Source organism: Streptococcus penaeicida, assembly GCF_002887775.1.
Lineage (GTDB): Bacteria > Bacillota > Bacilli > Lactobacillales > Streptococcaceae > Streptococcus > Streptococcus penaeicida.
This window is the reverse complement of the sequence record NZ_LOCM01000028.1, coordinates 49572-61795: the sequence shown is the minus strand read 5'-3', so window position 1 is coordinate 61795 and position 12224 is coordinate 49572. Positions and strand designations below refer to the sequence as shown.

9 protein-coding genes and 2 pseudogenes are annotated in these 12224 nt (G+C 40.5%); all 11 read left to right on the top strand.

Annotation, left to right across the window (positions count from 1 at the left end; genetic code table 11):
• The first annotated feature begins 68 nt into the window (after window positions 1-68).
• The 11 genes and pseudogenes from AT575_RS07570 to AT575_RS07520 all read left to right on the top strand — a co-directional run bounded on the left by AT575_RS07570 (window position 69) and on the right by AT575_RS07520 (window position 12142).
• On the top strand, window positions 69-1226 hold the full coding sequence (locus AT575_RS07570; protein ID WP_102777826.1) for an MFS transporter: 1158 nt from the start codon (window positions 69-71) through the stop codon (window positions 1224-1226).
• A 148-nt stretch (window positions 1227-1374) separates the two neighbouring features.
• Complete coding sequence (rpsO, locus tag AT575_RS07565; protein WP_071794466.1) at window positions 1375-1644, top strand: 30S ribosomal protein S15; 270 nt, start codon at window positions 1375-1377, stop codon at window positions 1642-1644.
• A gap of 464 nt (window positions 1645-2108) precedes the next feature.
• Window positions 2109-4160 carry a BglG family transcription antiterminator gene (locus AT575_RS07560; protein ID WP_102777825.1) on the top strand — a complete coding sequence of 684 codons (2052 nt, stop codon included), beginning with the start codon at window positions 2109-2111 and terminating at the stop codon, window positions 4158-4160.
• Between the two features lies 1 nt (window position 4161).
• Window positions 4162-4446: a PTS sugar transporter subunit IIB gene (locus tag AT575_RS07555; RefSeq protein WP_102777824.1), complete on the top strand. Its 285-nt coding sequence runs from the start codon at window positions 4162-4164 to the stop codon at window positions 4444-4446.
• Window positions 4447-4472: 26 nt separating this feature from the next.
• The gene (locus tag AT575_RS07550) at window positions 4473-5849 is read left to right on the top strand and encodes a PTS ascorbate transporter subunit IIC (protein WP_102777823.1); all 1377 of its coding nucleotides are present in this window, start codon (window positions 4473-4475) and stop codon (window positions 5847-5849) included.
• A 9-nt stretch (window positions 5850-5858) separates the two neighbouring features.
• Window positions 5859-6577, top strand: a pseudogene (locus tag AT575_RS07545) (transaldolase).
• Window positions 6578-6848: 271 nt separating this feature from the next.
• A complete protein-coding gene (gene pnp / locus AT575_RS07540; RefSeq protein ID WP_102777822.1) occupies window positions 6849-9026 on the top strand; it encodes a polyribonucleotide nucleotidyltransferase in 2178 nt (725 codons plus the stop codon).
• A gap of 4 nt (window positions 9027-9030) precedes the next feature.
• Window positions 9031-9770 (top strand): annotated as a pseudogene (locus tag AT575_RS07535) (SseB family protein).
• 11 nt (window positions 9771-9781) lie between these two features.
• Window positions 9782-10366 carry a serine O-acetyltransferase gene (gene cysE / locus AT575_RS07530; protein ID WP_102777821.1) on the top strand — a complete coding sequence of 195 codons (585 nt, stop codon included), beginning with the start codon at window positions 9782-9784 and terminating at the stop codon, window positions 10364-10366.
• A gap of 29 nt (window positions 10367-10395) precedes the next feature.
• Entirely contained in the window at window positions 10396-11739 is a 1344-nt protein-coding gene (gene cysS / locus AT575_RS07525) for a cysteine--tRNA ligase (protein WP_102777820.1), read from the top strand.
• Entirely contained in the window at window positions 11732-12142 is a 411-nt protein-coding gene (locus AT575_RS07520; protein ID WP_102777819.1) for a Mini-ribonuclease 3, read from the top strand. Before cysS ends, AT575_RS07520 begins: the two co-directional genes overlap by 8 nt.
• Window positions 12143-12224: the final 82 nt, after the last annotated feature.

The following is a 12224-nucleotide window of genomic DNA, read 5'->3' as shown; positions in this document are numbered from 1 at the left end:
CTATTTTTATTGTTTGCTTTTGATTATACTGAAGTAAATGAGAATTAACAAGAAAAAGGACGGTCCCCGTGAAAGCATTTTTAGAAAAAGTCTCATTATTAAGTCTTTCCTTAATGATGATCTCCCCCTTCTCAGTAGCGCCAGCAATTCCCCAAATGATTCTATTCTTTGAAAAGCAGGGCTATGATGAAACTTATGTCAATATTTTATTCTCGCTCTCATCTTTCGCAATCTTGGCTGTTCTATTGGCCAATCCCGTGCTCAGTAAATTCCTTAAAGAAAAGCAAACCATTATTCTAGGCTTACTAATGATTGCCTTAGGTGGCGGAAGTCCTGTTTTTTTCCAAGCTTATCCAGTGCTTTTCTTATCCCGGATTTTGCTTGGCTTAGGGATTGGACTCATCAACGCCAAAGCTATTAATATTATCAGTGAGCGCTATTCCGGAAAAGAAAAAATCACCCTTTTAGGCTATCGGGGTTCAGCAGAAGTTCTTGGCTCAGCGGCCTTCACCTTCCTGGCTGGTTTTCTGATCACCTTTGGTTGGTCAACAGCCTACGCGATTTACTTTTTTGGTTTGATTATTTTAGGGCTCTATCTCTTGTTTGTTCCCCAGATTCCGGAGGTCATTCATGAGCAGACAAGTCCGAAAAGCCAGAAGTTTACCTCCCAACAATTGCTGATGATCATTGGTCTGGCTATATATGCTGGTTTTGTTATTGTTGTCAATACCTCTATCACCATGCGGATTCCTTTAGTAGTTGCCCGTCAAAACCTAGGTTCGCCTGCAGCTGCCAGTCTGGTCCTCAGTCTCATGATGCTGATGGGCATCCTGGCAGGTATTAGTTTTAGTGCTTTCTTGGCCCGTTTTAAGGAGAGCCTGCCGGCAATAGTGGCCATTTTACTAGGCTTAGGAACCTTGATCTTGTGGCTAGCGAATAGTCTGTTTCTGATTGCTATCGGAGCTTTGCTGACAGGATTTGTTTATAGCCTGGGGGTTACCTATGTTTTCCATCACGTGTCAGAAAAGATCCCTGCCCATCAACTCACTAATGCCACAACCTTAGTTTTACTTGGCTGTAATATTGGTGGTGGTGGCGCAGCCTTGGTACTCCAAGCTTTTTCTTACTTATCACCATCGCTGGTTCTCCCTTACTTGGTTTATGGCTTGCTCAGTTTAGGACTTGGTATCCTACTTATTATCAGAAGATTAGGGAAGACCAACTAGACTGGTCACTATTCTAAAAAAGAAGCCTAACCTTGACCATGCCAGATGAATCTGATAAAATAGAAAGGTCGAAAGACACACCAACTTTTTCTTGGTTTTAGGAGTGCCAATCCTAGACTCGGATTAAGCAAAAAAAGGAGAAAATATTATGGCAATCTCAAAAGAGAAAAAAAATGAAATCATCGCTCAATATGCACGTCATGAAGGCGATACTGGTTCAGTTGAAGTTCAAGTAGCAGTACTTACTTGGGAAATCAACCACCTTAACGGACATATCAAAGAACATAAAAAAGACCACGCTACATACCGTGGTTTGATGAAAAAAATTGGTCACCGTCGTAACTTATTAGGTTACCTACGTCGTACAGACGTTAACCGTTACCGCGAGCTTATCCAATCTCTTGGTTTACGTCGTTAATTTCAAGTTTAAAAAGCCCTCTGCCTTCGTCAGTTATCCACTCGGTAAACTCAAGTTTAACCGAGTGGATACTTCCTCGGCAGAGGACTTTTTTAATTAGTGGGCTTTTTAATGCTTGAAATTTTGTATAACTCAAGTTATTCCTGCGACAGAGGCCTTGTCAGAAGGAGATTTTAAATTTAATCAAAAGGACAGTTCGATTTTGAACTGTCCTTTCATTATGCCTTCGTTGGCTGCGATAAGGTAAACTTAAGTTTAACTAAGGAGAGGCCTTTCCTTTTTCTTAACTTTTGTTACACTAGTATAGTGTCTGTTTGGTATAGACCTGTCTCGGAAAATACCTTGAAAATAAAGGTTTTCGGATATGAGTACAATTGTCAGCTGATTTTCTGCCTTGCTTTTGGACTCAATCAGTCTTGAATATGAAAGCGCTTAAAAATATACTATAAACAGGAGGAGATGAAATGTTATCCCATGAGCTCATAAAAAAATTTCAAATCTTTTCTAAATACCCCAATCGTACTTTGGAGGATTTTGAATCTCTCTTAGGGATCCAAAAACGTAATATTCTTTCGGACATTGACCGGATTAATGATAGTTTGGTCCAGTTGGAACTGCCTCAAATCACTTTTGTAGATGGCCATTTACAGCCAATCTCTTTTTGTGAGGAGGACTTGTATCAGGCACTCTTGCCGAGTTTGAGAGAATATGTTTTTCAGGACGAACGGCCGGATTTGATTACTCTCTATTTGCTAGTGGAGGATGCTTATATCTCCATTAATCACTTCGAGTCTTTTTTGCAGGTAAGTCGCAATTCCGTTCTGTCGGATCTCAAGTTGGTGCGCCAGAAGTTGGCAGCTTTTGGTGTAAGCCTTCACTATTCACGGATGAAAGGTTATTATTTGGAGGGTTCGCCTTTTGCATTACGGCGAGCTTTGGAAGGAACCATTAATCAGCTTCTTTCTTTTGCTTCGGGGAAATGTCTCCTGGCCTATGTCATGCATGAAGTGGGCATTGAGGATGAAAGTGAAAAGTTATCACGACTTTTGATGAATCTGGGCAGCAAGTATCACCTGTCTTTCATTTCTGAGAAACGCAAAGAATTAGCTTATCTCATGAGCTTTCTCATCAGTCAGCCGTTTAAAGCTTATGTCGTTGATCATCAAGTTTATCGTGAATTCAGCGATTCCTATCAATTTTCTGATTTCTTAGAGCATCTTTACTGGCATTTTCCACAGTTAAGACCAGAAAATGATTTTATGACCACTCGTTTAATAGGCTGTATTCAGGGAGACTTGCATCATTTCTACAAAGAAGAAGTCTATCTGATCATGGAAGAAATCATTAATTCGGTCTTGGTAAATACGGGTTTGACACTCAATGATAGTCCGGATTTACGGAAGAATTTATATAGTCATCTCTTGCCAGCTTACTACCGTATCCTCTATGATGTGGAAATGATTAATCCTCTCAAGGAGCAAATCAAAGAGGAATATGCTTCCCTCTTTTACTTAGTCAAAAGAAGTTTATTGCCACTAGAGCGGAATCTAAAAAAGCCAATTAGCGATGATGAAGTTGCCTACTTTACCATTCATTTTGGTTCAAATCTTGAACGTCCCAAGAAGGATAAGGAAAGTCAATTAGTTGCTCTATCCCTTTGTCCTAATGGTGTCAGTTCATCCCTTATTTTGCAGTCGGAATTAAGACGACTCTTCCCCCAGATTCAATTTATTGAAATTCATCAATTATCGGATTTGGCCTTTTTAGATGAATCAACTTACGATTTGGTCTTTTCGACAGTAGCCTTTGAGAGTTCAAAACCAGTCTATGTAACTCAGCCTTTAATGGGCGATGTTGAGAAAATGCTTTTGAAAAAAACAGTGTGCGAGGATTTCAATTTACCCATCTCCAACCCTGTCACTGTTAATGAATTGTTGGCGATTATTAATCGACATGCCACAATTACAAATAAAGAAAGTTTAATACGTGAATTATCCCAATACATTATTGGTAATCATCTCAAAAAAGAATTAGGAGGTAAAGGTCTCTTGGAAATTTTAAAAGAAGAGTACATTCAGCAATGCCAGGAAGTCAGTGACTGGCAAGAAGCCATTCGCTTAGCTGCTCAGCCATTGCTTAAAGAAAAAATCATTGAAGAAAGCTACATTGATGGGATGATTGCTTCAGTCAATGAGCTTGGTGCTTACATTGTACTGGCGCCTAAAGTAGCTGTCCCACATGCGGCTCCAGATAAAGGGGTTAATGACATTGGGATGGCGCTTTTACAATTAGAAAAACCAGTTAGTTTTGATATTGAAGAAGAAGGTGATGAAGACAAGGCGGTTCAATTAGTCTTTGTTTTGGCGGCTGTTGATTCGAGCTCTCACCTCAAAGCCTTGCAGGAACTTTCCTTGATTTTGGATGATGATGACCATATTGAGGCCATTATCGCAGCACAAAGTAAAAAAGAAATCTTAGACTTAATGTCTCAAATAATAGAAGAAGGAGATTTGTAAGATGTTGAAAATTGTGACCGTATGTGGAAATGGGATTGGTTCAAGCCTATTGCTTCGCATGAAGGTAGAAGCCATTGCTAAAGATTTAGGAATCGAAGTGGATGCCGAATCATGTGATTCCAACGCAGCTGTTGGTAAAGGGGCTGATCTTTATGTAACAGTTAAGGAATTCAAGGATATTTTCCCTGAAGGTACTAAAGTATGTATCGTTAAAAGCTATACCAACCGGAAGAAAATTGAAGAAGATTTGGTTCCGGTCTTGAAAGAAATGTCTGGTCAAAACTAATTATTTAAAAGAAAAAGGGGTATAAAATGGAAGCCTTACTATCATTTTTTAGAGATATTTTAAAAGAGCCTGCCTTCTTGATGGGACTCATTGCTTGTGCTGGTTTACTTGCTTTGAAAACGCCATGGCATAAAGTCTTAACAGGTACCTTAGGACCAATCCTTGGTTACTTAATGTTAGCTGCTGGAGCCGGTGTCATTGTGTCAAACTTGGACCCATTATCAAAATTAATTGAACACGGTTTTAACATTACTGGTGTTGTGCCAAACAACGAAGCTGTGACTTCAGTTGCTCAAAAGATTCTTGGTGTTGAAACCATGTCAATCCTTGTTGTTGGTCTTTTGCTAAACTTGGCCTTTGCCTGTTTTACACGTTTTAAATATATTTTCTTAACTGGTCACCACAGTTTCTTTATGGCATGTCTTTTGTCAGCTGTACTTGGTGCCGTTGGCTTTAAAGGTGCTGTTCTAATTCTTTTAGGTGGTTTCCTACTAGGTGCTTGGTCAGCTATTTCACCAGCTATTGGTCAAAAATATACCCTTAAAGTTACTGACGGAGATGAAATTGCCATGGGTCACTTTGGCTCTTTAGGTTACTATCTTTCTGCTTGGGTTGGTGGTTTAGTTGGTAAGGGTAGTCAAGATACAGAAGACCTTGAAATTTCTGAAAAATGGAGTTTCTTACGTAATACAACCATTTCAACTGGTTTAATCATGGTTATCTTCTACTTGATTGCGACGATTGCATCTATTCTTCATGATCCAGCTTTTGTTGAAAAATTAGCTGCTGGTCAAAATCCATTTATTTTTGCTATTAAGAGTGGTTTAACTTTCGCTGTTGGTGTTGCAGTGGTTTATGCAGGGGTTCGGATGATTCTTGCTGACTTGATTCCTGCCTTCCAAGGTATCGCTGACAAGTTAATTCCTAATGCTATTCCGGCTGTTGACTGTGCCGTTTTCTTCCCATATGCACCGACTGCTGTTATTCTCGGATTTGCTTCTAGTTTCGTTGGTGGTTTAATTGGAATGCTCATTCTAGGCGCAGCTGGTGGAGTTCTTATTATTCCAGGTATGGTCCCTCACTTCTTCTGTGGTGCGACTGCGGGGATTTATGGTAACTCAACTGGTGGACGTCGTGGTGCTATTGTTGGGGCCTTCGTTAACGGTTTATTCCTAGCTTTCTTACCAGCTATGCTATTACCAGTATTAGGAAAACTCGGCTTCTCAAACACAACCTTTGGTGATTTTGACTTTGGTGTCTTAGGTATCTTGTTAGGTCGTCTTGGCACTTCAATTGGTCAAGTTGGTATCTACATTGTTATTGCTGTTATGGCGCTTGCTTTGATCATTCCAAGCTTTATGTCTAAATCTGATCAAGCTATTAATAATGTTGAGGAAAACTAAGGAGGGAATATGGAAAAGAAATTAAAGGTAAAAGTTTACTCAGATGGTGCTGTTTTAGAAAATATGCTCAATGACTTGAACTCTGGTTTGGTTACTGGTTTTACGACCAATCCAAGCTTGATGAAGAAAGCTGGTATTGGCTCTTATATCGGTTTTGCCAAAGATGTTTTGAGTAAAATTACGGAATACCCCGTTTCATTTGAAGTTTTCGCTGATGATCTTGATACCATGCGCAAGGAAGCTGAACGCATTGCTCAACTTGGGGATAATGTTTACGTTAAGATTCCGGTGACAACCTCAACAGGGATTTCGACAGCCGACTTAATTAAAGAGTTGTCTGAAAAAGGCATCAAATTGAATGTAACTGCTATCTTTACAGTTGAACAAACCCGTCTTGTGGTTGATCATTTAACTTCTGGTGTACCAGCTATTGTTTCTGTTTTTGCAGGTCGTATTGCTGATACTGGTGTTGACCCAATGCCGATTATGGAAGAATCTCTAGCTATCTGTCGTGAAAAAGAAGCTATTGAATTACTTTGGGCTAGCCTCGTGAAACATTTAATATTTATCAAGCGGATGCGCTTGGTGTTGACATTATCACATGTACCAGTGATTTAATTGCCAAATTGCCATTGGCCGGCAAAGATTTGGACCAATACTCATTGGAAACAGTGCAAATGTTTTTAAAAGACTCTACAAGTCTTGGTTTTAAAATTTTAGAAGACTAATCCTAAAATGCATTAATAATGATTGAAAGAAGCCTCTTTAGGGGCTTCTTTTTTCCTGTTTGGAGTCGCTTACTTCCGTGCTATTTTCCTTTTTTTGTGGTAAAATTGTAGAGATACGACTGTTTGATACAAAGAGGAGTTTAAGAGTTTTTCTTAGGTTGCTTTTTGTAGCAAAACCAGACCGTATCGCAAAAAGATATTTTGAAAGGAAAAATAAGTTTTACTGGGGATTAAAAGGCTTTCTTCAAGACTTATTTTAGGAACACATTTTATGACAAAACAAACATTTACAACAACTTTTGCTGGTAAACCTTTAGTTGTTGAAATTGGTCAAGTTGCCAAACAAGCTAATGGCGCAACAATTGTTCGCTATGGGGAATCAACTGTTCTTACAGCGGCTGTCATGTCTAAGAAAATGGCAACTGGCGACTTTTTCCCATTACAAGTCAATTACGAGGAAAAAATGTATGCCGCAGGGAAATTCCCTGGTGGCTTCATGAAACGTGAAGGTCGTCCGTCAACAGATGCAACTTTAACTGCTCGTTTAATCGACCGCCCAATCCGTCCAATGTTTGCGGAAGGTTTCCGTAACGAAATCCAAGTGATTAATACCGTTCTTTCTTATGATGAAAATGCTAGCGCTCCGATGGCAGCCATGTTTGGCTCCTCACTTGCTCTATCAATTTCAGATATCCCATTTAACGGCCCAATTGCAGGGGTACAAGTGGGTTACATTGATGGCGAGTTCATTATCAACCCGAACAAGGCTCAACTTGAAGCTTCGCTATTAGAATTAACGGTTGCCGGTAGCAAAGAAGCCATCAACATGGTTGAATCTGGTGCTAAAGAACTTTCTGAAGACATCATGTTAGAAGCTCTTCTTAAAGGACACCAAGCAATCCAAGAATTGATTGCCTTCCAAGAAGAGATTGTCGCTGCGGTTGGTAAAGAAAAAACGGAAGTTGAATTGCTTCAAGTTGATACTGATTTGCAAGCTGAAATTATTGCAAAATATAATGGTCAATTACAAGCGGCTGTTCAAGTTGAAGAGAAAAAAGCGCGTGAAGCAGCAACGCAAGCAGTTAAAGATATTGTAAAAGCTGAATACGAAGCAAAATTTGTCGAAGATGAAAACTTTGGCATTATCATGCGTGATATAGCTGAAATTCTTGAACAAATGGAACATGCTGAAGTTCGTCGTTTGATTACAGAAGATAAAGTTCGCCCTGATGGTCGTAAAATTGATGAAATCCGTCCTCTTGATGCAGTTGTTGACTTTTTACCAAAAGTTCACGGATCAGGTCTCTTTACCCGTGGACAAACTCAAGCCTTGTCTGTATTAACGCTTGCACCTATGGGTGAAACACAAATTATTGATGGATTAGCTGATGAATATAAAAAACGCTTTATGCACCATTACAACTTCCCGCAATATTCAGTTGGGGAAACAGGTCGTTATGGAGCAGCTGGTCGTCGGGAAATTGGTCACGGTGCCTTAGGTGAACGCGCCCTCGAACAAGTATTACCAAGCTTAGAAGACTTCCCATATGCTATCCGTTTAGTTGCGGAAGTATTAGAATCAAACGGTTCATCTTCACAAGCATCCATCTGTGCTGGTACCCTTGCCCTAATGGCTGGTGGTGTGCCAATTAAAGCGCCAGTTGCTGGTATTGCGATGGGTCTTATCTCAGATGGTACTAACTATACTGTTTTGACTGACATTCAAGGTCTTGAAGACCACTTTGGTGACATGGACTTTAAAGTAGCTGGTACTCGCGATGGGATCACTGCCCTTCAAATGGATATCAAGATTGCTGGTATTACGCCGCAAATTCTGGAAGAAGCGCTAGCTCAAGCTAAGAAAGCCCGCTTTGAAATCCTTGACTTGATTGAAGCAACTATTCCAGCACCACGTCCCGAATTGGCCCCAACAGCTCCAAAAATTGACACGATTAAAATTGATGTTGATAAAATCAAGGTCGTTATCGGTAAAGGTGGCGAAACCATTGATAAGATCATTGCTGAAACAGGCGTTAAAATTGATATCGACGATGAAGGTATGGTTCAAATCTTCTCAAGCGACCAAGCTGCTATCAACCGTACAAAAGAAATTATTGCTGGTTTAGTGCGTGAAGCTAAAGTTGGTGAAGTTTATCATGCTAAAGTGGTTCGGATTGAAAAATTCGGTGCTTTTGTTAACCTCTTTGACAAGACAGATGCTCTTGTGCACATTTCTGAAATTGCTTGGACTAGAACTGCAAATGTAGCAGACGTTCTTGAAGTTGGTGAAGAAGTTGATGTTAAAGTCATTAAAGTTGATGAAAAAGGTCGTGTTGATGCGTCAATGAAAGCCTTGATCCCACGCCCACCAAAACCAGAGAAAAAAGACTTTGACAAAGCTGCCAGCAAACCAGCTCCAGTAGCTAACAAAGAAGAAAAACAGGACTAATCTTATGAATGAATTAGATAGACGCTTACGGGCTTTTATCAATGCCCCTGACAACTTTTTGGATAGTGTTGCCTTAGTCAATGCCCTTCACAACTTTCCAGTTTGGGCAGCCAAAGAACCTTATGCCATTGAGATTGAGGGCCTTCAAGTAACCCCTGTCTTCACAGACAAAGATGATATGGCCCTCTTCAAGGATCAACAAAAGAGTGCTCAAAGCCACTATTGGTTGGAGCGCTCTGCCATTGCTGTCTTGGAAGAAGTCATCAAATCTGGTGTTTCTGGCCTCGTTTTCAATCTTAAGAAAAAAGGCGATTTTGGTAATTCGACCATTTTCAAAAGTAGCGATATGATCCAGTTTATCAACAATTATACCGCTATCTTGAATACCCTAATGGGCGAGGAGAACTTAGCAGCTGACGCAATGGACAAAGTCTACTTAGTACCGGCCTTTGTTCAGGTGCTTGGTGAAGATAAATATGATCGATTCTTCCCAACCATGTCAACCCCAGAAGGCAAGTCTTATATTCCGGCCTTTTCTAATCTGGATTCATTTGCCAAGTGGTATAACCAAGAAGACTTTGGCGGAGCTTTTCGTAAAGCTCAAGGTGTTATCATGACATGGAAGATAGAAGACATTTACCAACCCGTAATGGCGAAAATGAAATTGAAGAAACTGTCGGTGTAGCCGTTAATCCTTTTGACGAGAAACAGATCCTCATGGATTGGACCGACATCGAGAAATAAGAGGAGAAGAAATGGGCTGGTGGAAAAAAAGTATTGCTATTGTCAAAGAGTTAGATCCAGCCGCACGTAACTCTTTAGAAGTAGTTTTAACATACCCAGGCATTAAGGCCTTAGCTGCCCACCGTTTATCCCATTTTTTATGGAATCACGGTTTTAAGCTGTTGGCCCGCATGCATAGTCAATTTTGGCGCTTTTTAACCAACATTGAAATTCATCCAGGAGCAAGTATTGCGGCCGGTGTCTTTATTGACCATGGTGCAGGACTTGTCATCGGAGAAACAAGTGAAATTGAAGAAGGGGTTATGCTTTATCATGGCGTAACCCTTGGAGGAACAGGAAAAGATTGTGGCAAACGCCATCCGACAGTTCGTCGCGGAGCCTTAGTATCTGCGCATGCCCAAGTCATTGGTCCAATTGAAATTGGCGCCAATGCCAAGGTTGGTGCGGCTGCTGTTGTCCTTTCGGATGTTCCAGAGGATGTGACTGTTGTTGGGGTCCCAGCAAAAGTCGTCCGTGTTCATGGGCAAAAGGATATTATCCAAATTCAGTCTATCGAACACCAACGTGAGGAATCATATTATTCCTCAAAATTATAAAAAGACCATAGAAACCAAGGAAAGATTGAATGATCAAAATATATGATACCCTGACTCGCAGCCTGCGTGAATTTGTACCTTTAGTTGATAAGAAGGTGAGCATGTATGTCTGTGGACCAACTGTATACAATTATATCCATATCGGAAACGCGAGATCGGCTGTGGCTTTTGATACCATTCGTCGCTATTTTGAGTACCGTGGTTATCAGGTCAACTACATTTCCAACTTTACCGATGTTGATGATAAAATCATTAAAGCTGCGACTGAAAATGACATGACGCCAAAAGCTTTGGCGGATCAATTTATTGCTGCCTTTATGGAAGATACTAAACAATTAGGTATTAAACCAGCTAATCAGAACCCACGGGTTATGGATTATATGGGGGAAATTATTGCTTTTGTGCAAGAGCTCATTCAAAAAGGCTTTGCCTATGAGTCGGCCGGTGATGTTTACTTCCGTGTTACCAAATCTGAGAATTATGCAAGGCTTGCCAATAAAACCCTAGAAGACCTTGAAGTAGGAGCTAGTGGTCGGACAGATGCTGAGACAGAATTGAAGGAAAATCCTCTTGATTTTGCCCTTTGGAAATCGGCCAAGCCTGGTGAAATTTCTTGGCCAAGTCCTTGGAGTGATGGCCGTCCAGGCTGGCACATTGAGTGTTCGGTGATGGCGACGGAAATTTTAGGGGACACTATTGATATTCATGGTGGCGGTGCGGATTTAGAGTTCCCACACCACACCAATGAAATTGCTCAATCAGAAGCTAAAACAGGTCACACCTTCGCTAATTATTGGATGCATAACGGTTTTGTCAATGTGGATAATGAGAAGATGTCTAAGTCCTTAGGGAATTTCGTCACTGTCCATGACATGTTGAAATCCGTTGATGGTCAAGTATTGCGCTTTTTCTTAGCGACTCAACAATACCGTAAACCCATTAATTTTACAGAAAAAGCCATTCATGATGCCGAAGTTAACCTTAAATATTTAAAAAACACTTATACCTTACCGCTTCAAGAGCAAAAAGATAAAGCTCAGTTAGCTGACTTTGTGGCTGCTTTTACGGAAGCCATGGATGATGATTTTAATGCAGCTAACGGCATTACGGTTGTCTTTGATTTTGCTAAATGGATTAATTCTGGTCATTTTGATCAAGAAATTAAAGAAGCATTTGGTCAAATGCTCGAAGTATTTGGCATTGTTTTCCAAGAGGAAGTCTTGGATGCGGATATCGAAGCTTTGATTGCTGATCGTCAAGCGGCGCGGGCGGCGCGTGATTTTGCCAAAGCGGATGCTATCAGAGACCAATTAGCTGCCCAAGGCATTAAATTATTAGACACTAAAGAGGGTGTGAGGTGGACACGTGACTGATTTGGATGTCAATCTTATTAATGGGATTGCCCTAGCTTTTGAAGGGGATGCGGTTTATTCTTATTATATCCGCCGTCACTTGATTTTTACAGGGCAAACCAAGCCTAGTCAGTTACACCACTTGGCTACTTGCTATGTTTCTGCCAAGGCACAGGCAAGTCTGATTCAAAAGATGTTAGAAGCTCAGCTATTAACCGAAAAAGAAGAAGATATCTATCGTCGGGGGCGCAATACCAATAGTCATACCAAGGCCAAAAATGCGGATGTGGTCACTTATCGTATGTCGACAGGCTTTGAAGCAGTCATGGGCTTTCTTGATATGACCGGTCAGACGGAAAGACTGGAAGAATTGATTGCATGGTGTATCCAAGAAGTCGAAACCAATAGGGAAAAAGGGAGATGAAATCATCCCTTTTTTTTCTTGGACGGGAATTTTTTAATTAAGTCTTGTTTTGAAAGTGACTAGTGACCACCTATATGAATTG